Genomic DNA, 21,824 nt, shown 5'->3' on the forward strand with positions numbered 1-21,824 from the left:
GGCGCGGTGCCGACGCGCAGGGGCTGCCCGCTCACCCGCCGGCCAGGGGTGGGGCGGGCACCCGCAGCCCCGCCAGGACCGCGCGGTGGTCGCTGCCCGGCAGCGGGTGCACCGCCACCGACCGGACGGCGATCCGCCGGTCCACCAGCACGTGGTCGATCGTCACCGGCGGGATCAGGTCACCGTCGTAGGGGCCCCAGGTGCCGGTGAGCCCGGCGCCGGCTGCGTCGGCCGCGTCGGCGTAACCGGTGGCCAGCAGGGCGCGCAGCGGCGCGTGGTCGAGGGTGGCGTTGAAGTCCCCGGCCAGGATCGACAACCCCGCCGCCGGGGTGGCCGCCGGTTGCGCCTCCAGGTCGGCACGCCAGGCCCCGACCTGGTCGACCGCGTACGGGGCCGCCGGGTGGGCCGACTCGACCCGCACCGGCGGCCCGCCCGGCGGCGTCACCGTGCCGTACGCCTGGCTGAATCCCCAGCCGCCGCGGTTCTGCCGGATCCCGCCCCCGGCGATCGGGAAGCGGGCGTAGAGGCCCGAACCGGTGGTGCCCACCTGCGGGTTGAGCTGCCGGTGGGGCAGCAGGCCGGCCAGGCCCAGCCGGTCCAACTCGGTTGCCGCGCCCGGGGTGAACTCCTGCACGGTCAGCACGTCGACCCGGTGCGCGCGGACCAGGTCCACCACGGTGCGGGCGTCGGCCGCGCCGGCCAGCAGGTTGGCGGTGAGCAGCCGCAGCTCCGGCCCCTGCGCGGCGGGCCGCCCGCCGGGCAGCGCCCGGGGCGCGACTGTCCCGATCAGCGCCACCGCGACCAGGGCCGCGACCGCCGCCGGCCAGCGACGTCGCAGAGCGAGCGCGAGCAGCAGCGGCACGGGCGACCAGGCCGCCACGTACGGGGTGAAGGCGACCGCCTGCACGAGCGGGCCCCGTTCCAGGCCGGTCAGCCGGACCGCCGCCCAGGCCAGCCCGGGCGCCACGGCCAGCCAGCAGAGCCCCGCGCGGACCCGGGCACCTCGGTCGAATCCGGGCGGCGCCTTCTCGGACGTGGTCACGGCGACACGTTAGCCTCCGCCGAGCACCCAGGGCCATTGCGTTGTCGCGGGTGCGGCCCGACTTCGCAATCGCCCTGGCCGAGCACCCGCGGAGCGGTGCCCCGGGCGCCTTTCGCGAATTGTCGAGCGCTCACGTTTCGCAATTTATTTGATCGCCTGAATAAATCCGAAACGCCGTGGCAATCTATTGACCCTGCACTTTTCCCGGTGCTAGTTTCCACCTGGTTCCAGCCCTGGTGCTCTCGGTAGTAAGAGCTGCTCAGAGCTTGTCTGGCGGCCCGTCCTTCCGGCATTGTCAATGTGTCGGCGGCGGCTGTGCCGACGCTTTTACGAAGCACCGATCGGGCTCGGAAGCTATCCGACTCGTTGCCTGACGAGCCGGTCGTTTCGACACGGTCAACAAAAGGGGGACCTGTCATGGCGAGATTCATTTCCGGTAGGGCGGCTGCGGTCGCGTTCGGCGTGTTGGCGCTGACACTGACCGGTGGCGGCATCGCCGTCGCCCAGACGACGACGGCGAAGCCCGCGGCCCAGAGCGGGCAGCCGGGGGCCCGCCCCGCCGCGCGGGTGGGCCAGCCGACGGTGACGCCGGCCGAGGCGGCCCGGGCCAAGGCGGCGCTGCGGGACGTGAGCCCGTCGTTCGTGGCCGGCTCCACCTCCTTCGCGGTGGTCAGCAGCGCCGGCGTGCTGCTCCGGGGGCACGACGCGGTCTCCGCGACCAGGTACGGCCCCGGCCAGTACCAGGTCATCTTCAACCACAGCCTGGTCCGGGGCGCGTACGTGGCCAACATCGGCGACGCCGCCAACTGCTGCATCCCGCCGGCCGGCGAGGTCTCGGTCGCGCCGCGGCTCGGCACGCCGAACGGCGTGTTCGTGCAGACGGTCGACTCGACCGGTGCCCCGTCGGACCGACCCTTCCACCTGGCGGTGTTCACCCCCTGATCCGCGCCACCCGACGACGCCGGCCCTTGGCGGGCCGGCGTCGTCGCGTCCGCTACCGGACCCGGGGCGTACTTCGCGGCGGATGGCGACACTCGCCCCGGTCAGGGGGACAAAGGGGCTCCGAGTGGCGTAATTTCCGACGTTTGCCGGACCGCCGCCCGGGAAGCAAGCACCGTGACGGACATCTCGGACACCCTGGCCAGCCTGCCCAGCCCGGTCGATCCCGATCCGACCGGCGCCGAGCTGCAACAGACGCTCTTCGAGGTCAAACGCGTGATCGTCGGGCAGGATCGGCTCGTCGAACGCCTGCTCACCGCGCTGCTCGCGAACGGCCATTGCCTGCTGGAGGGCGTCCCCGGCGTGGCCAAGACGCTCGCCGCGCACACCCTCGCCACCGTGGTCGGCGGAACCTTCTCCCGGATCCAGTTCACCCCGGACCTGGTGCCCTCCGACATCGTCGGCACCCGCATCTACCGGGCCTCGAAGGAGAGCTTCGACGTCGAGCTCGGCCCGATCATGGCCAACCTGCTGCTCGCCGACGAGATCAACCGCGCCCCGGCCAAGGTGCAGTCCGCGCTGCTCGAGGCGATGGCCGAGCGGCAGGTCTCCATCGGCGGGCGGAGCTGGCCCGTCCCCGACCCGTTCCTGGTGCTCGCCACCCAGAACCCGATCGAGTCCGAAGGCGTGTACCAGCTCCCCGAGGCGCAGCGCGACCGGTTCCTCCTCAAGATCGTCGTGGACTACCCGGGGGACGCCGACGAGCTGGCCATCCTCTACCGGATGAGCGCCGGCCGGCCGAGTCCGCGCCCGGTCCTCGACCCCGGCCGGCTGCGCGCGCTGCAACGCCGGGCCGGCGACGTCTTCGTGCACCACGCCCTCGCCGAGTACGTCGTCCGGCTGATCCTGGCCACCCGGGACCCGGGCCGGTTCGGGCTGCCCGAGATCGCGCCGTTGCTGGCGTACGGGGCCAGCCCCCGGGCCACCCTGGGCCTGGTCGCCGCCGCCCGGGCCCAGGCGCTGCTGCGCGGCCGGGACCACGTGCTGCCCGAGGACGTCCGGGAACTGGCGGTGGACGTCCTCGCCCACCGGCTGGTGCTCTCCTTCGACGCGGTCGCCGACGGGGTCTCCGCCGAGGCGGTGGTGCGTCGGCTGGTCGACGCGGTGCCGCCGCCCCGGATCGCCACCCACCACACCGGGTACGCCACCGACCTGGCGGCGGCGTGAGGGGCCCCGCCGTCCCGCCCGCACGGGACGGGACCACGCGGTCGTCGAACGGGACCCCACCGACGTGGAGCGGGGCCCCGCCGGCCGACCCGACCCTGGCTGACCCGACCCTGGCCGACCTCGCGCCGGGCGGGCGGCTGCGCCGGCTGGAGCTGACCGTCACCCGCCGCCTGGACGGGCTGCTGCACGGCCAGTACCGCGGGCTGCTGCCCGGTCCGGGCAGCGAGGTCGCCGGCAGCCGCGAGTACCGGCCGGGCGAGGACGAGGTGCGCCGAATGGACTGGGCCGTCACCGCCCGGACCACCGTCCCGCACGTCCGCGAGGTCGACGCCGACCGGGAGCTGACCACCTGGCTGCTGGTGGACGCCAGCCCCAGCATGGAGTACGGCACCGCCGAACTGGACAAGCGCGAGCTGGCGGTGGCCGCGGTGGCGGCGGTCGGCTTCCTCACCGCCGGCACCGGCAACCGGCTCGGCGCCCAACTGCTGGCCCCGGACGGGCTGCGCCGGTTCCCCGCCCGCAGCGGCCGGACCCACCTGCTCGGGCTGCTCCGCACGTTGCTGTCCGCGCCGCGCGTCGGCGGGTACGAACTGGACACCGCACCGCTGGCACCCCCGGACCTGACCGACGGGTTGGCCGCGGTGGCACGGGTCGCCACCCGACGGGGCCTGGTCGTGGTGGTCTCCGACTTCCTCGACGGGCTGCCCGACGACCCGGCGGCCCCGCCGCCCTGGGAGGCGCCGCTGCGCCGGCTCGCCGTGCGGCACCAGGTGCTCGCCGTGCAGGTGACCGACCCGCGTGAACTGGAGCTGCCGGACGTCGGCCTGATCACCCTGGTCGACCCGGAGACCGGCCGGCGGCGGGAGGTGTGGACCGGCGACCTCCGGCTGCGCGAGCGGTACGCCGAGGCTGCCGCCGCCCAACGTGACCAGGTCAGCCAGGCGCTGCGCCGGTGCGGGGCGGGCCACCTGCCGCTGCGCACCGACCGGGACTGGTGCGCGGACATCGTCCGGCACGTGCACGCCCAGCGCCGGCTCGCCCTGGCACCGGCGGCGAGCGGAGGCGGCCCGACGCGGAGGCCGGGCGCGGTGCGGGGAGGTGTCGCGTGAACTGGCAGTCACCCGTCCGGCTCTGGTTGCTGCTCGGGGTCGCCGCCCTGGCCGCCGGCTACCTGCTGGCCCAGCGCCGCCGCAGCCGGTACGCCGTCCGCTTCACCAACCTGCGGCTGCTCGACCGGGTCGCCCCGCACCGTCCCACGTGGCGTCGGCACCTGCCGGCCGGCCTCTTCCTGGCCATGCTCGCGCTGCTGGTGGTGGGCTTCGCCCGGCCGCACGACGAGGTACGGGTGCCCCGGGAACGGGCCACCGTCATGGTGGCCGTGGACGTGTCCACCTCGATGCTCGCCTCCGACGTCGAACCGGACCGGCTCAGCGCGGCCAAACAGGCCGCCCGGCGGTTCGTCGACGGACTGCCCGACGAGTTCAACGTGGGGCTGGTCGCGTTCGCCGGCAGCGCCGCGGTGCTGGTGCCGCCCGGCACCGACCGGGAGGCCCTGCACGAGGGGATCGACCGCCTCGCCGAGGGTGCCACCGGCGTGCAGGGCACCGCCATCGGGGAGGCGATCAACACCTCGCTCGGCGCGTTGAAGGGGCTGGACAGTCAGGCGGCCAAGCAGCCACCGCCGGCCCGGATCATCCTGCTCTCCGACGGGGCGAACACCTCCGGCATGGACCCGATGGAGGCCGCCGACGAGGCGGTCGCGGCGAAGGTGCCGGTGCACACCATCTCGTTCGGCACCCCGTCCGGGTTCGTCGACCGGGGCGGGCGGCCCATCCAGGTGCCGGTGGACGGGCAGACCCTCAGGGCGGTGGCCGACTCCACCGGGGGCGGCTTCCACGAGGCGACCAGCAGCGCGGAGCTGCGGGCGGTCTACGACGACATCGGCACCTCGGTCGGCTACCGCCGGGAGCGGCAGGACGTCTCCGCCCGGTTCATCGGGCTCGGGCTGGTCCTGGCGATGGGTGCCGCGGCGGGGTCGATGCGGTGGTTCTCCCGGCTGCCCTGAACCGGTCGGGCGCGGGCCCCGGCGCGTCGGCACGCCGACCCTTCCGGTTACCCGAGACGGACATCCGCGGTGACAAGGACGTGAGGAGCACGCATGGCAGTGCAGACCGGACTGGGCGAGCCGCGCGGACCGTGGTTCGTCTCGCCCGAACTCGACCCGGACGGACGGGGCCGGTGGGACGTACCCGGTCAGGAGGGGGGCGGCCGGCGGCGCGGCTGGCGGGACCGGCTGCTGGCCGCGGCCGGGGTGGTGGCCCTGTCCACCCTGTCCGGCGCGGCGGCCGGCATGTGGGTCGCCGAACAGGCCGGCGCGCCGGGCCCGGCGGCGGCGTCGGCGGCGCCGGTGCCCGCCGAGCTGGTCACCGCCGCCGAGCGGACCGTGCCGGGCGTGGTTTCGGTGCTGGTCGGGGGCGGCTCCGGTGCCGCGGCGACCGGCTCCGGGTTCGCCATCGACGACCAGCAGCACCTGATCACCAACGACCACATCCTGGCCAAGGGCGGCGGAAGAGCGATCACGGTGGAGCTGCCGGACGGCCGGCGGTTCCCCGCCGAGGTGGTCGGCCGGGAGCCGGGCAGCGACCTGGCCGTGCTCCGGGTGCCCCCGGACGCCGGCCTGGCCCCGCTGCCACTGGCCAAGCCGGGCGCCACCCGGGTCGGCGAGCCGGTGCTCGCGGTCGGTTCCCCGCTCGGGCTGGCCGGCACCGTCACCGCGGGCATCGTCAGCGCGCTCGATCGCCAGGTGCGGCTCGGCACCAACCGGCACCGGGCAGTGCAGACCGACGCGTCGATCAACCCGGGCAACTCCGGCGGCCCGCTGGTCAACGCCCGGGGCGAGGTGGTCGGGGTGAACACCGCCATCGCCACCATCGACGGCAGCGGCTCGATCGGCATCGGCTTCGCCATCCCGATCGACCAGGTGCAGCAGACCGCCGACACCATCATCGGCAAGGGCGGCTGAGCAGTCCGGCCCCCGGCTCTCGGCCCTTCGGCGACCCATGCCCGACAACGGGCGCGGGTGGGGCGTTAGCCTCGGGGCGTGGACGACGGACTGCGGGTGAACGACCGGCTGGTGGTGCCGGGAGCCGAGCTGCGCGAACGGTTCTCCCGCTCGTCGGGCCCGGGCGGGCAGGGCGTCAACACCACCGACTCGCGGGTGGAGCTGAGCTTCGACGTGGCCGGTTCGCCGAGCCTGCCGGAGCCACTACGCGCCCGGGCGCTGCAACGCCTGGCCGGCCGGCTCGTCGACGGGGTGCTCACCGTCGCCGCCAGTGAGCACCGGGCCCAGCTCGCCAACCGGGAGGCGGCCCGGGAACGGATGGCGGCGCTGCTGCGCGAGGCGGTGGCCCCGCCACCCCCGCCGCGTCGCCCGACCCGCCCGTCGCGGGGCGCCAAGGAGCGCCGCCTCGCCGACAAGAAGCGTCAGTCCCAGCGCAAGCGCGACCGCCGGGCCGACGGCGACTGACGTCCCGGCGCAGGCCGGCGGCGTCGCGTCGACCGGCGGTGACCGTCCCCGAGCGAAAATCGGGGGCACCGCGGCGGGGTCGGCCGTAGCGTGCCGGGGCGTGAGCACCCCGCCGACGCCCGACTTCTCCGTCAAGCCCACCCTCACCGGAGACCGCGTGGTCCTGCGCCCGTTCGTCGACGACGACGTGGCGGCCCTCCGCGCCGCCATAGCCGATCCCGAGGTCCGCCGGCTGACCGGCAGCCCGCCCGACGAATTCGACGAGCGGCGGCTGCGCGACTGGTACGGCAGCCGCAACGCGCAGACCGACCGGCTCGACCTCGCGGTGGTCGACCGGGCCACCGGCGACTGCGTCGGCGAGGTCGTCCTCAACGACTGGGACGGGTGGAACCGCGCCTGCAACTTCCGCATCCTGTTCGCCGCGTCCGGCCGGAACCGGGGGCTGGGCACCGAGGCGGTGCGGCTGGTCGTCGGGTACGGCTTCGAGCGGCTCGGCGTGCACCGGATCTCGCTGGAGGTGTTCGCCTTCAACCCCCGGGCCCGGCGGGTCTACGAGAAGGTCGGCTTCGTCACCGAGGGGGTGCTGCGCCAGGTGCTGCGCGACGGCGACGACTGGGTGGACGCCACGGTGATGTCGATCCTCGCCCCCGAGTGGGCCGCGCATCGCGGTCACCCCTGACCCGGGCCGCACCCCGGCCCGGGCACCGGGTCGGCGTGGGGCGACCCGGGGCCGGCGGGTGCCGGCATGCGGGAGGACGTTGAGGGAGGGCCATCGATATGGTCAAATGGCTCTGGGAGCAACCGGGTCGTCACCGACCGCACGACGTCACGTGACAGGAGCCCCCTCACCATGTTTCGAAGGCCAATCGTTCCGGCCCTGCTCGCCGCCCTCGTGGCGGTCTCCCTCACCCTGCTGACCGGGTTGATCGCCGCCGCGTCCACCCTCCCCGCGTCCGCCGCGCCCGCCGTCGCCGCACCGGTGCGGGTCATGCCGCTCGGCGACTCGATCACCGGCTCGCCCGGTTGTTGGCGGTCGATCCTCTGGAACCGCCTCCAGTCCACCGGCCACACGAACATCGACTTCGTCGGCACGCTCGGCCCGCAGGGCTGCGGGCAGGCGTACGACGGTGACAACGAGGGCCACGGCGGGTATCTGGTGACGAACGTCGCCAACCAGAACCTGCTTCCCGGCTGGCTCTCCGCCACCCACCCCGACATCGTGCTCATGCACTTCGCCACCAACGACGTCTGGAGCAACATCGCGCCGGCGACCATCCTGGCCGCTCACTCGAAGCTGGTGGACCAGATGCGGGCCAGCAATCCGGCGATGCGGGTGATCGTCGCGAAGATCATTCCGATGGCCCCGGCCACCTGCGCCGAGTGCGGGCAGCGGGTGGTCGCGTTCAACAGCGCGATCGACGGCTGGGCGGCGGGGAAGACCACCGCACAGTCCCCGATCGTGGTCGTCGACCAGTGGACGGGCTTCAGCACCGCCACCGACACGTACGACGGGGTGCATCCCAACGCCGCCGGCGACCAGAAGATGTCGGATCGCTGGTACCCGGCGCTGGCCGCCGCGCTCTCCGGCACCACCCCCACCCCGACCCCGACGAGCACGCCGACGCCCACCGCGGGCCCGACCCCGGGGGCCGGCTGCACGGCCGGCTACCGGATCGTCGGGCAGTGGCAGGGCGGCTTCCAGGGCGAGGTGATCGTCCGCAACACCGGGACCGCCCGGACCGCCGGCTGGACGGTCGGCTTCACCCTCCCCGACGGCCAGCGGATCAGCCAGGCGTGGAACGCCGAGCTGACCCAGACCGGCGGCGCGGTCACCGCCCGCAACGTGAGCTGGAACGGGGCGCTCGCCCCGGGCGCGGAGGCCACCTTCGGCTTCCTCGGCAGCGGCACCGCCGCGCCCACCGTCCCGACCCTGAGCTGCACGGCGAGCTGAGGCCGGGAGAGTTGGGAGGGGCTCCTGCCGCGCCACGGGCGTCGGGAGGGGCCCCTGCGCTCAGCCGAGCGCGGCGAGCAGCCGGGCGCGCAGGACGGCGGCCCGCTCGGCGAAACCGCGCTGCGCGGCGGCGTACTCGGCGCGGCCCTCCGGCGTCTCCACCCGCACCGGCGGGTACCCGAGCGCGGCCAGGTCGTACGGGCTGGCCCGCATGTCCAGCGCGCGGATCTCCCGGGCCAGGGCGAAGCCGTCGGCCACCAGCTCCGAGCAGACCAGCGGGGAGAGCTTGTACGCCCACTTGTAGAGGTCCATGTTGGCGTGCAAACAGCCCGGCTGCTCCAGGTCGTGCTGGCTCTCCCGGGTCGGGGCGAGCAGGTTCAGTGGCCGGGCCGGGGCGGTGAAGAACCGGTACGCGTCGAAGTGGCTGCACCGCACGCCCCGCTCCTCGACCACGGCTGCCGTCTCCGCCGGGCTGAGCCGCAGCGGCCACGCGTTGTGGCGTACCTCCTCCTGGGTCTGCCGGTAGACCATCGCCCACTCGTGCATCCCGAAGCAGCCCAGGTGCGCCGGCCGGCCGGCGGTCGCCGCGAGCAGGGCGCGGATCCAGTCCACCGAGCCGGCCCGCCGGGCGCGTACCCCCTCGGCGTCGAGGGTGAGCCCGGCGGCGGTGGCCCGGTAGTCCGGGCCGAACTCGGCCGGGTCCGCGCCGCGCAGCACCACGCCCGCCCCGGGATGCCAGCGGCGGAGCTGGGTGGGGCGGTGCGAGTAGTAGGTGAAGAGGAAGTCCTCCACCGGGTGCTTCGCGCCGGTGCGGCGGCGGGCCAGGTGCGGGGTCAGCCACCCGTCGACCCGCTCCTCGTGGGCGCGCCGCCGGGCCTGCCAGTCGGTCAGGTGCAGCGGTGCGGCGGGGACGAGGGCGGCGGTCACCGTCCCAGCGTACGACCGCCGCCCGGCCACCCCCTGCGCCCACCCCGGGGCGGTGCCGGGGTGGGCGCAGGGGTCAGGGCACGTCCACCCGGACCCCGGCGGAGAACACCCCGCTGCGCAGCTCGAGCTGCTTCGGCCGGGCCGGGCCGTCGACCGTGAACACCAGCGGCAGCACCAGCCGGCTGCCCGCGGCGAGCGGCTGGGCGAACACGTCCCGCCCCTGGTTGGCCAGCCGGGTCGCCGCCTCGTCGGTGCTGACCCAGGTGCCGCCCGGCAGGTATGCCCGCTGCATCTGACCGTGCCAGGTCTGCTGCTGCGGGCTGACGTTGCGGACCCCGACGGTGGCCTGGCACTGCCCGCCGGCGACCGGCCTGCTCGGGCAGGCGACCCGGTAGACGGTGAACTCCAGCGCCTGCTCGCGCAGCGGCACGCCGACCACTCCCGTCGCGCTGCGCCCCACCCAGGCGCCGCTGGTCGGCTGCTTGGTCGTGTCGATCGCGGCGACCCGCCGGGTGGCGGTCAGCGTGGCCGCGAGGACCACCCCGGCCAGCAGCGCCAGGGCCGCCCCCACCAGCAGCCAGACCGGGGGCCTGCGGCGGCGGGCCGCAGCCGTCGGTGTGGCGGGCCGGGGGTACACGGTCCCCCGGTCGCTCGTCCCCGGCACGGTCGCCCCGGCGGTCCCGGCCGGCGCGGTGGCCCCGGGCTGCCGGGCACGGGAGCGCCCGCGTCGGCGCCGCTGCCACCACCACAGCCCGCCGAGCCCGGCCAGGAGAACCACGGCCAGGGCGGCGAGCAGCACCGGCGGCCGGCGCCACGGTGGGGCCGCGGTGACCTCGGCCGCCGGTACCGTCGCGCCGCTCCAGGTCGCGGTCGCGCAGTCGTACGGCCGGTTGCCGTCGCTCGTGAAGGCGCAGGCCGGTGCGGTGAGCGGTCGGCCCGGCGCGGCGGCGGAGAGCGCGGTGTGCAGCGTGGTGGTGCTGCGGGCGGGCAGGTTGAGCTGCCAGGTCACCTCGGTGCTCGCCGCCGAGCGGGTGGCCCGCCCGCCGGGGGTGATCCAGGTCGCGGACGTCCCGGCCGGCAGCTCCTGGCGCACCGTGGTGGCCAGTGGCCGGCTCCCGGTGTTGCGGACCTGGACCTGGTAGCCCGGCGCGGGTGTGCCGGCCGGCGTGACCGCCACCGTCACCGGTGACGGTGCGCCCTGGGTCGGCACCACCACGGACGGCGAGACCAGCGGCGGCGGCGCGGGAGCCGCCGGCGTCGGCGCCGTCGCCGAGTCGGTTGGTGTCGGGGTCTCCGTCGGCGTGGCGACGGCTGCGACCGGGCGGGCCGCCGCTGCCGGCGTGGCCGCCTCCGGGGCCGCCGTGGGCAGTGCCGGCACGGCGGCGAGGATGCCGAGGCAGTGTACGAACACCGCGAGGGCCCTGTGGTTTCGTGTCGATGCAGGCATACGAACGAACCTCCGGTAGCCGACGCTAGGCGCGACGCCACGTCGTGCGGGTACGAAGTGGCGAACCCGGCCCGAGCCGGCGACGGACCACGTAGGGTGGCCGCCCCGGGCCCTCCCTCCTGGCACCCCGACCGCCGCCTGGGGTGCCGCCCCGTGCGCGTAGCAGGAGGGCACTCGCTGCCCTGGCGTGCCCGTCGGCGCGGCCGGACGTCGTCCCGGGGCTAGATTGGCCTGGTGCGTATCGCTCGTTTCGCTCATGCCAAGGGAATGTCGTTCGGGGCCGTCGAGGGCGAGCCGGAGGCGGGTCCGCAGGGCCTGACCATCGCCGAGATCGAGGGCCACCCGTTCGGGCAGATCCAGTTCAGCGGCGCCCGGTGGGCGCTCTCCGACGTCCGACTGCTCTCCCCGATCCTGCCCAGCAAGGTGGTCTGTGTCGGCCGCAACTACGCCGAGCACGCCGCCGAGCAGGGCAGCGCGGTGCCGAAGGAGCCGCTGCTCTTCCTCAAGCCGTCCACCTCGGTGATCGGCCCGCGCGACGCCATCCGGCTGCCGATCTTCTCCAAGCGGGTCGAGCACGAGGCCGAGCTGGCCGTGGTGATCGGTGCCCCCGGGGCCCGCCGGGCCGACCGGGCCGCCGCCGAGCGGGCCATCTTCGGCTACACCTGCGCCAACGACGTGACCGCCCGGGACCTCCAGCGCTCCGACGGGCAGTGGACCCGCGCCAAGGGCTTCGACTCGTTCTGCCCCATCGGACCCTGGATCACCACGGATCTGGACGTCACCGACCTGGAGATCCGGTGCGAGGTGGGCCGCAACCAGGAGGAAATGGAGGTGCGGCAGCTCGGCCGGACGCGGGACATGGTCTTCGACGTCCCGGCCCTGGTGTCGTACGTCTCGCACGTGATGACGCTGCTCCCCGGCGACGTGGTGCTCACCGGCACCCCCGCGGGGGTTAGCCCGCTCGTGGCGGGGGATACCGTCACCGTTCGTATCGAGGGGATCGGGGAGCTGACCAACCCGGTCGTCCCGGTCGGCTGACTCGTCGGGGCCCGGAACCGCAGCACAGCAGGGGTTTCGGGCCCCCGATTTGGCCCAGCCGGGGCCGGGAGGGTAAAGTTTCTCTCCGGTGCCGCAAGGCACCGAACGGCACCGTGAGGTGCCAATGGGGTATGGGGTAATTGGCAGCCCAACTGATTCTGGTTCAGTTAGTCTAGGTTCGAGTCCTGGTACCCCAGCAACCGGTGGTCGCGAGAGCGCCGGTCGCTGGATCCCGCTGGAGAGCGCTCCGGTCGCCCGCAAGGGGGCTGGAAGAATCTCTGGTAGAGTTCGGCGGCACCGCCCGGCAGGGTGGTGCAGGAGAAGGTTCTGGCCCCGTCGTCTAGTGGCCCAGGACGCCGCCCTCTCAAGGCGGTAGCGCCGGTTCGAATCCGGTCGGGGCTACAGTTCCGATCAGCCCGTCTCACTTCGGTGGGGCGGGCTGTTTCGCATTCCGAGCCCGGTAGTTGAGCCACCGGGGGTAGCTCACGAAGGATCCGCAGCCGGGCCGTGGTGGCGGCGCTGTGCTCGGCCCCGCCACCCACCCCCTGCGCGCTCGCGAGGGGGCCCGCCGCTAGACTACAGCGGCGCCGACCGTCAGGCCGGCGATGCAGGAAAAGTCTTGGCCCCGTCGTCTAGTGGCCCAGGACGCCGCCCTCTCAAGGCGGTAGCGCCGGTTCGAATCCGGTCGGGGCTACAACTCCACTCGGCCCGTCTCACCTAGGTGAGACGGGCCGTTCTCATACCCACCCCACCACCCGGGCGGGGGCGGGGCGGGGGTGGGGTCAGAGGCCGGAGAGGCGTTGGCCGGCTCTTACCACCGCCATGGCGTGGCGTTCGCCGGGGCGGCGGCCGAGGCGCTCGATCGGGCCGGAGATGCTGATCGAGGCGATCACCCGGCCCGTGCGGTCGCGGATCGGGGCCGAGACGCTCGCCACACCCGCCTCCCGCTCGGCGACGCTCTGCGCCCAGCCCCGCCGGCGTACCTCGGCCAGCGTGCGGCCGGTGAACTTCGACCGGGGCAGCAGCGGCATCACCGCCTCCGGCGGCTCCCAGGCCAGCAGGATCTGCGCCGCCGAGCCTGCGGTCATCGGCAGCACCGAGCCCACCGGCACGGTGTCCCGTAGGCCGCTGGCCCGCTCGGCGGCGGCCACGCAGATCCGCTCGTCGGCTCGGCGCAGGTAGAGCTGGGCGCTCTCCCCGGTGGCGTCGCGCAGCGCGGCCAGCAGCGGCTCCGCCGCTGTCAGCAGCACGTCCGGCGCGGCGTTGGCGAGCTCACCGAGTCGGGGGCCGGGGCGCCAGCGGCCCTGGGTGTCCCGGACCAGCATCCGGTGGATCTCCAGCGCCTGCGCCAGCCGGTGCGCGGTGGCCCGGGGCAGCTTGGTGCGTTCAACGAGTTCGGCCAGGCTGGCGCCGTCGACACAGGCGGCCAGGATGACCACCGCCTTGTCGAGAACGCCGACACCGCTCATACTGTGTCCCACAAGCCGAAACTTACCTCCCAGAATTTAGGATGTCCAGATGGTGGGAGTCACTCGATCGAGGACCCTGGCCGAGAAGGTCTGGGACACGCACGTCGTCCGGTCCGCCGAGGGCGAACCGGACCTGCTCTACATCGACCTGCACCTGCTGCACGAGGTCACCAGCCCGCAGGCCTTCGACGGGCTGCGGCTCGCCGGCCGCCGCGTGCGCCGCACCGACCTCACGCTCGCGACCGAGGACCACAACACCCCGACGGGGTACGCGGATCCGGCGTTCCAGCAGCGGCGCGGCGACCTGCTCACGATCGCGGACCCCACCTCCCGCACCCAGATCGAGACGCTGCGCCGCAACTGCGCCGAGTTCGGCGTCCGGCTGCACCCGCTCGGCGACGCCAACCAGGGCATCGTGCACGTCATCGGCCCGCAGCTCGGCGTCACCCAGCCCGGCATGACGATCGTCTGTGGCGATTCACACACCGCCACCCACGGGGCGTTCGGCGCCCTCGCGTTCGGCATCGGCACCAGCGAGGTCGAGCACGTGCTGGCCACCCAGACGCTGCCGCAGGCCCGCCCGAAGACGATGGCCGTGAACGTCACCGGCCAGCTCGGCCCCGGCGTCACCGCCAAGGACCTGGTGCTCGCCCTGATCACCCAGGTCGGCACCGGCGGCGGGCGTGGGCACATCGTGGAGTACCGGGGCGAGGCGATCCGCGCGTTGTCCATGGAGGGGCGGATGACCGTCGCCAACATGTCCATCGAGTGGGGCGCCAAGGCCGGCATGATCGCGCCGGACGAGACCACCTTCGCGTACCTCAAGGGGCGGCCGAACGCGCCGCAGGGAGCCGACTGGGACGCGGCGGTCGACCACTGGCGGACGCTGCCCACCGACGAGGGGGCGACCTTCGACGCCGAGGTGACCCTCGACGCGAGCCGGATCACCCCGTTCGTCACCTGGGGCACCAACCCCGGTCAGGGCGCCCCGCTGGGCGCGGTCGTGCCGGACCCGGAGGAGTTCGGCACCGACTCCGAACGGGCCGCCGCCCGCCGGGCCCTGGAATACATGGACCTCGCGCCGGGCACCCCGCTGCGCGACCTCTCCGTCGACGTGGTCTTCGTCGGCTCCTGCACCAACGGCCGGCTGGAGGACCTGCGCGCCGCCGCCGACGTGCTGCGCGGGCAGAAGGTCGCCGACGGCGTACGGATGCTCGTGGTCCCAGGCTCCGCAGTCGTCCGGGAGGCCGCCGAGGCCGAGGGACTGGACAAGGTGTTCACCGACGCCGGGGCCGAGTGGCGGTTCGCCGGCTGCTCGATGTGCCTGGGCATGAACCCGGACACGCTCTCCCCGGGGGAGCGTTCCGCCTCGACCTCCAACCGCAACTTCGAGGGGCGCCAGGGCCGGGGTGGCCGCACCCACCTGGTGTCGCCGCCGGTCGCCGCCGCCACCGCCGTGGTCGGCCGGCTGGCCGCCCCCGCCGACCTGTAGAAGGGCAGCCGCGACAGATGGACAAGTTCACCGTGCACACCGGCAACGCCGTGCCGCTACGCCGTTCCAACGTGGACACCGATCAGATCATCCCCGCCGTGTACCTCAAGCGGGTGACCCGGACCGGATTCGCCGACGGGCTGTTCAGTGCGTGGCGGGAGGACCCGTCATTCGTGTTGAACGATCCCGCGTATTCGGGCGCGTCGATTCTTGTGGCCGGCCCGGAGTTCGGTACGGGGTCGTCTCGGGAGCACGCCGTCTGGGCGCTGCGGGACTGGGGGTTCCGGGCGGTGATCTCGCCCCGGTTCGGCGACATCTTCCGCGGCAACGCCCTCAAGGAGGGTCTGCTGCCGGTCGAGTTGGAATTGAAAGCCGTAGAGGAGTTGTGGCGCCTCGTCGAGTCCGACCCCACCACCGCCGTCACCGTCGACCTGACCTCCCGCGAAGTCCGGGCGGGGGATGCCGCCTGGTCGTTCCCCCTCGACGACTTCAGCCGCTGGCGGCTGCTGGAGGGGTTGGATGACATTGGACTCACGCTCCGCCACGAGGCCGAAATCACCTCGTACGAGCGCGGTCGGCCGCCGTTCCTGCCTGCCGTGGCATAGCCGTACGCCCGATCCGGCATCGCTTTCCGCCCCCACCGGCCCGCCCGGTGGGGGCGAATCCGTTGCGACACAAGGCCTTTTTTCGACCGAATGTTTGTGTCCAGGCAGCACAGGGCATACCGTGCGCGCAGAATGGCTCGCGTCGAGTCAGTTGCACAATCGGGAGGAAGTCGTGAACAAGGCCGAGCTCATCGAGGCGCTCGCCGTTCGCCTGGGGGACCGGAAGACGGCGACGGCCGCGCTCGACGCGGTCCTCGCTGAGGTCCAGGCGGCGGTCACCAAGGGCGAGAAGGTGGCGATCACCGGATTCGGAGCGTTCGAGAAGCGCGTCCGGGGAGCCCGAACAGCGCGCAACCCGCGGACCGGCGAGGCGGTGAAGGTCAAGAAGACATCCGTCCCGACCTTCCGGCCGGGTGCCGGGTTCAAGGAGATGGTGGCCAGCGGCAAGGTGCCGAAGGCCACGGCGGCGGCGAAGAAGACCGCCACGGCCGCCACCAAGACCACGGCCGCCAAGGCGACCGGGGCCAAGACGACTACCGCGAAGGCCACGACGGCCAAGGCGGCGGGCGCCAAGGCCACCGGTGCCAAGGCGGCCGGTACGAAGGCGGCCGGTACGAAGGCCACGACGGCCAAGGCGGCGGGTACGAAGGCCACCGGCGCCAAGGCCACCGCCGCGACGAAGAAGGCGGCCCCGGCCAAGGCGACCAAGACAACGGCGTCCACGGCCACCACCAAGAAGGCCGCCCCCGCGAAGAAGACCGCGGCGGCGACCAAGTCGACCACGGGGAAGAAGACCACCGCGGCGGCGACCAAGAGCGCGGCGAGCAAGAGCACGGCGGCCAAGAAGGCGCCGGCGAAGAAGTCCTCGGCCAAGAAGGCGGCTACCAAGCGCTGACCGGCCGAACCGTCGAAAGGGGCGCCCACCGGACCGGTGGGCGCCCCTTCCGCTTGTCCGGGTACGGGTTCCGGTTCCGGCCCGTTGACCGACGGCGTGCGGCGCGCGCAGAATCGCCGGACCCCCACCGGTCGGCGAAAGGCAGCCCGTGCGCTACCGCCACCTCCACACCGCCACGCTCGCCCTGGGCATCGTCGTCCTGATCGACGTGCTGCGGGTCTTCCTCCCCTCGGTCATCACCATCTTCGGGCAGGCCGCCACCACCCCCGCCGAACTGCTGGGGGCGTTCGCGCTCGGCTGGTTCGTGCTCGCCCTGGCCTTTCCCGCGCTGCTGCGCCGGTTGGGCGCCCGCCCGGTCACGCTGGTCGCCGCCGTGGCGCTGGCCGGCCTCCGGCTCGCCCTCACCGCCGCCCCGGGCGGCCGGGCGCAACTCTGGCTGGCCACCGCAGGCCTGGTGGCCGGGCTACTCTGGCTGGCCGGCACCGCGGCCGGCACCCATCGGCCGGTGCCCGGGCTGGCGCTGGGGCTGGCCCTCGGCGCGGTCGTGCACGCGGGCCTCGGCACGTACGACCTGGTCTGGCGGGGTGGCTGGGCCGGGTGGGCCGGCAGCGTCGTCCTCGTGGGGCTCTTCCTGGCCGCGACGATCCGCCCCGCGCCGCCGGTGGAACCGGCCCGGTCCGCGCCGCCGGTGGAACCGGACGGCGGTGCCCGCGCGTGGCTGCTCGCCGGCCCGGCGCTGCTGCTGACCGGGATGGTGGCGCTCTCCCCGGCGGTGGCGGAGACCGCGTCCTCCTACCGGCGTGGTCCCGGCGACGGCCTCGCCCGTTCGGCGGCCGGTGACGTGTCCGCCCTGTTCAGCTACGCCGTCGCCGTCTTCCTGTTCGCCGCGCTGGCCCGGCCGCCGCGCGGGTACGCGCGGCTGCTCGGCCCGCTCGCGCTGGTGCTCGGGGCGGTGCTGTTCGCCGCCGGGGAGCCGGGCCGGCTGGGGCCGGCGGTCCTGCTGACCGCCGCCGGCGTCGGCGCGTGCCTGAGCCTCGCCGGGGCCGCTGCCCCGGCCTCCGCCGCTGCCCCGGGCCGGTCCGCCCGGTCTCCGCTCGCGGCGGTGCTGGGCATGCTGCTCTTCGCCGTCGCCGCCGTCGGCTACTACGCCGCCTACGACCTCGGCTATCCGAACGCGGCGGTGCCGGTCGTCGTGGCCGGCCTCGTCGCCGTCGTGGCGCTCGCCCCGGCCCTCCGGGGCGGGACGGCCGCGCCGGCCGGGGCGGCGTCCTGGGCGTGGGCCACACCTTTCGCCGTGGTCTCCGGCCTGGTCGCCCTCCTCGTGACGAACCTGCCGGCCGCCGAGGTGGCCCCGCTCCGGCCCGGCAGCCCGCCCGCCGAGGTGCGGGTGGTGGCGTACAACGTCCGGATGGGGTTCGGGCTGGACGGACGGTTCGACCCGGGCGGGCTGGCCCGGGTGGTCGCCGCCGAGCGGCCGGACGTGGTGGTGCTCGGCGAGGTGGACCGGGGCTGGCTGCTCAACGGCGGCCACGACACCCTCACCCTGCTCGCGGCGCGGCTGCGCATGCCGTACGTGTTCGCGCCCGCCGCCGACCCGGTGTGGGGCGACGCGGTGCTCAGTCGGTTCCCTGTGGAGTCGGCCCGGACCGTGGCGCTGGCGGCGCTCGGCGCGCCCACCGGCGCCCAGGCGCTCGGCGTCACCGTCGACCTCGGCGGCGACGCGCGCCTCGCGGTGGTCGCCACCCACCTGCAACCGCCGCCCGGCCAAGAGCCGGTGGCGCAGGCCCGCGCCGTGGCGCGGTTCGCTCTGGGGTACGCCGCCGGCCGGCCCCTCGTGGTCGCCGGGGACCTGAACACCGAGCCGGGCGCCCCGGCGTACGCGGAGTTCACCCGCGCCGGTCTGGTGGACGCGTTCGCCGCGGCCCGGCCCCTGTTCACCAGCCCGGCCGACGATCCGCGCGAGCAGATCGACCACGTCCTGGTCTCGCCGGGCGTGGTGGCCGGTGGGCCGGTGGCGCCGCGCAGCACCGCCAGCGACCACCTTCCGGTCGCGGTCACCCTCACCCTGCCACCCACCGTCGCCGGCTGACGCCCGGGCCGAACCCCGTCGGCCGCGCCCGTTCGTCAGAGGCGGCCGGCTGACGCCGTCACAGGGGGTCGGCGGCGAGAAGGCGGTCGGCGGCGAAGGCGAGCAGCCAACCGCCGCCCTTCGGTGTGGTGAAGTCGTCGGCGCGGCCGGTGAGGCGTTCCATCGCCCCGGGGATCACCTTGCCCTGGGTGCACACCCCGGCCCTGGCCTCCTCGGCGGCCAGCTCGGTGAGGCAGGCCGCGGCGGCCAGCGCCCGCTCGTCCGGGTCCTGGCCGGGCTGCGGCTCGTCGAGGTCGCCGGCCACCTCGATCGGCAGGTCCAGCAGGGCCGCCGCCGGGTCCAGGGTCTGCACGCAGCGGCGGGCCGAGGCCGACAGCAGCCGGACCGGGCGGACCAGGGCCACCAGGGGCGCCAGGGCGTGCGCCTGCGCCCAGCCGGTGTCGTCGAGCGGTCGGCCGGCGTCCGGGCCTGACCAGGTGCCGCGCCTGCCGGCGTGGGCGTGCCGGACCAGCGCCACCGTCGCGGTGACCGGCGGCAGGGCGGCGAACGCGGCCAGCACCTCGGCGTCGTGCGGGTAGCTGACCAGGCGCGTCGCCTCCCAGGCGGGGAGCCAGCGGATCCCGTCGACCTCGGTGTCGGGCTGGAAGCCCCCGTCGGCGACCGCCCGCATCGACCAGTAGTCGACCGCCTTCGGCCGGCCCTCGCTGCGGTACCGGATGGTGGGCAGCCGGACCTGGGGCACCGCCCGCACGTCGGCCTCCTCGGCGACCTCCCGGACGGCGGCCGACAGCGGATGCTCGCCCGCCTCCAGCTTGCCCTTGGGCAGCGACCAGTCGCCGTACCGGGGACGGTGCACCAGGCAGACCAGCACGCCGTCCTCGTCCGGGCGCCAGACGACCCCGCCCGCCGCCCGGATCATCCGTTCCCCCTCCGACATCCGCCCAGCCTAGGCTCAACCGGGGGTGCCGCCGACGCGGCGCAGCAGCAGGTCCTGCAGATGGGTCAGCGGAGCGTCCGGCGCTCCCGTCCGGCGGGTCCAGGAGCCGTCCCCGGCCAGCTCGAACGCCTCCACGTCGGGGCTGAACGCCGCGGCCAGCACGTGGTCCAACTCGGCCCTGGCCACCGGGTCGCTCACCTGCACCAGTGCCTCCACCCGGCGGTCCAGGTTGCGGTGCATCAGGTCGGCCGAGCCCATCCAGAACTCGGCAGCCCCGTTGTTGCCGAACCGGAAGATCCGGGAGTGCTCCAGGAACCGGCCGAGTATCGACCGGACCCGGATGTTCTCCGACAGCCCCCGCACTCCCGGGCGCAGCGTGCACATGCCCCGGATCAGCAGGTCCACGTGCACCCCGGCCCGGGACGCCCGGTAGAGCGCGTCGGTGACCTTCTCGTCGACCAGCGAGTTCACCTTGAACTGCACCAGCCCCGGCATGCCGAGCCGGACGTGGGTGATCTCCCGCTCGATCCGCTCGATCAGCCCCCGCCGGATCCCCTGCGGGGCCACCATCAGCCGCCGGTACGCGGTCTGCCGGCTGTAGCCGGTGAGCACGTTGAACAGGTCGGTGAGGTCGGCGCCGATCTCCGGGTCGGCGGTCAGCATGCCGAAGTCCTCGTACAGCCGGGCGGTCTTCGGGTGGTAGTTCCCGGTGCCGATGTGGCAGTAGCGGCGGATCTGGGTGCCCTCCTGGCGCACCACCAGGGCGGTCTTGCAGTGCGTCTTGAGGCCGACCAGGCCGTACACCACGTGGCAGCCGGCGCGCTCCAGCGTGCGCGCCCAGCCGATGTTGGCCACCTCGTCGAACCGGGCCTTCAGCTCCACCAGCACCACCACCTGCTTGCCGGCGGCGGCCGCGTCGACCAGCGCGTCGACGATCGGGGAGTCCCCGCTGGTGCGGTAGAGGGTCTGCTTGATGGCCAGCACGTCCGGGTCGGCCGCCGCCTGCTCGACGAAGCGCTGCACGCTCGTCGCGAACGAGTGGTACGGGTGGTGCACCAGCACGTCCCCGTCCCGCAGGGTGGCGAAGACGCTGCGCGGCACCTCGCCCTCGGTGAGCCGGGGGTGGGTGGCCGGCACGAACGGCGGGTCCTTCAGGTCGGGGCGGTCGGCGTCGCCGTAGAGCTGCCACAGCGCGGACAGGTCGAGCAGGCCACGGACCCGCAGCACGTCGTGGCCGTCCATGTCCAGCTCGCGGACCAGCAGCTCCAGCATGTGGTCGGAGATGGAGGCGGCCACCTCCAGCCGTACCGGCGGGCCGAACCGGCGGCGGGCCAGCTCCCGCTCCAGGGCTTGGAGCAGGTCCTCGTCGCGGTCCTCGTCGACCTCCACCTCGGTGTTGCGGGTGACCCGGAACAGGTGGCACTCGACCACCTGCATGCCGGAGAAGAGCTGCTCCAGGTGCACCGAGATCAGCTCCTCGACCGGGAGCACCCGCACCCCGGGGGAGTCCCGGCCGACCCGGACGAACCGGGGCACGTTGTTCGGCACCTTGACCCGGGCGAACAGCTCCGAGCCGCCGTCGGGGTCGCGGACGGCGACGGCCAGGTTCAGCGATCGCCCGGAGATGTACGGGAACGGGTGCGCGGGGTCGACCGCGAGCGGGGTGAGCACCGGGAAGATGTGCTCGCGGAAGTAGGTGCGCAGCCGCTCCCGCTCGGGCGCGTCCAGGTCCGACCAGCTCAGGATTCGGATGTCCTCGGCGGCGAGTTTCGGCAGCACGTCGTCGACGGAACAGGCGGCGTGCCGGCCGACCAGGTCGGCGGTCCGCTCGGTGATCAGCTCAAGCTGGGTGCGCAGCGGCAGCCGGTCCCCGCCGCGCACCGGCAGCCCCGCCGACAGGCGGCGCTTCAGCCCGGCCACCCGCACCATGTAGAACTCGTCGAGGTTGCTGGCGAAGATGGCCAGGAACTTCGCCCGCTCCAGCAGTGGGGTGCGCGGGTCCTCGGCCAGGGCCAGCACCCGGGCGTTGAAGTCGAGCCAGGACAGCTCCCGGTTGAGGAACCGGTCCTCGGGCAGCGGCTCCGGCGGCGTCGGCTCCACGTCGGTGCCGGTGCCGGTGCCGGGGTCGGGGTCGGAGTCGGGCGCGGGCAGGGCCGCCGCCGTCGGCTGCTCGCTGGGCGCGTCGAGCACCTCCTCCAACCCGGCGGATGCCGCCCCGGCGGCCGGGCCGGACGCGGCCA

At 74.5% G+C, this 21,824-nt stretch carries 19 protein-coding genes and 3 tRNA genes; 16 read left to right on the forward strand and 6 right to left on the reverse strand.

The features are described 5' to 3' along the window. Positions 1–31: 31 nt before the first annotated feature. On the reverse strand, positions 32–973 hold the full coding sequence (locus ACQPZO_RS06915; protein ID WP_433350841.1) for an endonuclease/exonuclease/phosphatase family protein: 942 nt from the start codon (positions 971–973) through the stop codon (positions 32–34). 486 nt (positions 974–1,459) lie between these two features. On the opposite strand from ACQPZO_RS06915, the gene ACQPZO_RS06920 reads away from it, so the two are divergent. From ACQPZO_RS06920 to ACQPZO_RS06955, 8 genes are all read left to right on the forward strand, one after another. After that, on the forward strand, positions 1,460–1,984 hold the full coding sequence (locus ACQPZO_RS06920) for a hypothetical protein (protein WP_433348080.1): 525 nt from the start codon (positions 1,460–1,462) through the stop codon (positions 1,982–1,984). Between the two features lie 174 nt (positions 1,985–2,158). Continuing rightward, complete coding sequence (locus ACQPZO_RS06925) at positions 2,159–3,208, forward strand: AAA family ATPase (RefSeq protein WP_387016601.1); 1,050 nt, start codon at positions 2,159–2,161, stop codon at positions 3,206–3,208. A gap of 95 nt (positions 3,209–3,303) precedes the next feature. Then, positions 3,304–4,317, forward strand: coding sequence for a DUF58 domain-containing protein (locus ACQPZO_RS06930; protein ID WP_433350842.1), 1,014 nt, complete (start codon positions 3,304–3,306; stop codon positions 4,315–4,317). Next, positions 4,314–5,273 carry a VWA domain-containing protein gene (locus ACQPZO_RS06935; protein ID WP_433348082.1) on the forward strand — a complete coding sequence of 320 codons (960 nt, stop codon included), beginning with the start codon at positions 4,314–4,316 and terminating at the stop codon, positions 5,271–5,273. The genes ACQPZO_RS06930 and ACQPZO_RS06935 overlap by 4 nt, the downstream gene beginning before the upstream one ends. A gap of 93 nt (positions 5,274–5,366) precedes the next feature. Beyond that, positions 5,367–6,230, forward strand: coding sequence for a S1C family serine protease (locus tag ACQPZO_RS06940; protein ID WP_433348084.1), 864 nt, complete (start codon positions 5,367–5,369; stop codon positions 6,228–6,230). A 78-nt stretch (positions 6,231–6,308) separates the two neighbouring features. Continuing rightward, entirely contained in the window at positions 6,309–6,734 is a 426-nt protein-coding gene (gene arfB, locus ACQPZO_RS06945) for an alternative ribosome rescue aminoacyl-tRNA hydrolase ArfB (RefSeq protein WP_433348086.1), read from the forward strand. A gap of 100 nt (positions 6,735–6,834) precedes the next feature. Then, a complete protein-coding gene (locus tag ACQPZO_RS06950) occupies positions 6,835–7,413 on the forward strand; it encodes a GNAT family N-acetyltransferase (RefSeq protein ID WP_433348088.1) in 579 nt (192 codons plus the stop codon). Between the two features lie 171 nt (positions 7,414–7,584). Beyond that, positions 7,585–8,685: a cellulose binding domain-containing protein gene (locus tag ACQPZO_RS06955; RefSeq protein ID WP_433348090.1), complete on the forward strand. Its 1,101-nt coding sequence runs from the start codon at positions 7,585–7,587 to the stop codon at positions 8,683–8,685. Positions 8,686–8,745: 60 nt separating this feature from the next. On the opposite strand, the gene ACQPZO_RS06960 is transcribed toward ACQPZO_RS06955, so the two are convergent. Continuing rightward, a complete protein-coding gene (locus ACQPZO_RS06960; protein WP_433348092.1) occupies positions 8,746–9,612 on the reverse strand; it encodes a 3-methyladenine DNA glycosylase in 867 nt (288 codons plus the stop codon). 73 nt (positions 9,613–9,685) lie between these two features. After that, the gene (locus ACQPZO_RS06965; RefSeq protein ID WP_433348093.1) at positions 9,686–11,059 is read right to left on the reverse strand and encodes a hypothetical protein; all 1,374 of its coding nucleotides are present in this window, start codon (positions 11,057–11,059) and stop codon (positions 9,686–9,688) included. A 234-nt stretch (positions 11,060–11,293) separates the two neighbouring features. Between ACQPZO_RS06965 and ACQPZO_RS06970 the strand changes: the two genes are divergently transcribed. From ACQPZO_RS06970 to ACQPZO_RS06985, 4 genes are all read left to right on the forward strand, one after another. Next, the gene (locus ACQPZO_RS06970) at positions 11,294–12,097 is read left to right on the forward strand and encodes a fumarylacetoacetate hydrolase family protein (protein ID WP_433348095.1); all 804 of its coding nucleotides are present in this window, start codon (positions 11,294–11,296) and stop codon (positions 12,095–12,097) included. Positions 12,098–12,222: 125 nt separating this feature from the next. Further along, positions 12,223–12,294, forward strand: a tRNA-Gln gene (locus ACQPZO_RS06975). A 132-nt stretch (positions 12,295–12,426) separates the two neighbouring features. Then, positions 12,427–12,499, forward strand: a tRNA-Glu gene (locus ACQPZO_RS06980). A gap of 219 nt (positions 12,500–12,718) precedes the next feature. Beyond that, positions 12,719–12,791: transfer RNA gene (locus ACQPZO_RS06985), tRNA-Glu, on the forward strand. Between the two features lie 88 nt (positions 12,792–12,879). Here the strand turns inward: ACQPZO_RS06985 and ACQPZO_RS06990 are convergent. After that, positions 12,880–13,566, reverse strand: a complete 687-nt coding sequence (locus ACQPZO_RS06990) for an IclR family transcriptional regulator (RefSeq protein ID WP_091671614.1) — start codon at positions 13,564–13,566, stop codon at positions 12,880–12,882. 49 nt (positions 13,567–13,615) lie between these two features. On the opposite strand from ACQPZO_RS06990, the gene leuC reads away from it, so the two are divergent. The 4 genes from leuC to ACQPZO_RS07010 all read left to right on the forward strand — a co-directional run bounded on the left by leuC (position 13,616) and on the right by ACQPZO_RS07010 (position 18,647). Next, entirely contained in the window at positions 13,616–15,058 is a 1,443-nt protein-coding gene (gene leuC / locus ACQPZO_RS06995) for a 3-isopropylmalate dehydratase large subunit (RefSeq protein WP_433348097.1), read from the forward strand. Between the two features lie 17 nt (positions 15,059–15,075). Further along, positions 15,076–15,663 carry a 3-isopropylmalate dehydratase small subunit gene (leuD, locus tag ACQPZO_RS07000; RefSeq protein WP_433348099.1) on the forward strand — a complete coding sequence of 196 codons (588 nt, stop codon included), beginning with the start codon at positions 15,076–15,078 and terminating at the stop codon, positions 15,661–15,663. Positions 15,664–15,835: 172 nt separating this feature from the next. Then, positions 15,836–16,558, forward strand: coding sequence for an HU family DNA-binding protein (locus ACQPZO_RS07005; RefSeq protein ID WP_433348101.1), 723 nt, complete (start codon positions 15,836–15,838; stop codon positions 16,556–16,558). A gap of 148 nt (positions 16,559–16,706) precedes the next feature. After that, a complete protein-coding gene (locus tag ACQPZO_RS07010; protein ID WP_433348102.1) occupies positions 16,707–18,647 on the forward strand; it encodes an endonuclease/exonuclease/phosphatase family protein in 1,941 nt (646 codons plus the stop codon). A 58-nt stretch (positions 18,648–18,705) separates the two neighbouring features. Here ACQPZO_RS07010 and ACQPZO_RS07015 read toward each other — a convergent pair whose 3' ends face one another. Together ACQPZO_RS07015 and ACQPZO_RS07020 are read right to left on the reverse strand one after the other, a co-directional pair. Next, positions 18,706–19,584 (reverse strand): NUDIX hydrolase, encoded by an 879-nt coding sequence (locus ACQPZO_RS07015; protein ID WP_433348104.1) that lies wholly within the window; start codon positions 19,582–19,584, stop codon positions 18,706–18,708. 15 nt (positions 19,585–19,599) lie between these two features. Beyond that, complete coding sequence (locus ACQPZO_RS07020; protein ID WP_433350844.1) at positions 19,600–21,735, reverse strand: RNA degradosome polyphosphate kinase; 2,136 nt, start codon at positions 21,733–21,735, stop codon at positions 19,600–19,602. Positions 21,736–21,824: the final 89 nt, after the last annotated feature.

The organism is Micromonospora sp. CA-111912 (assembly GCF_050948415.1).
Lineage (GTDB): Bacteria > Actinomycetota > Actinomycetes > Mycobacteriales > Micromonosporaceae > Micromonospora.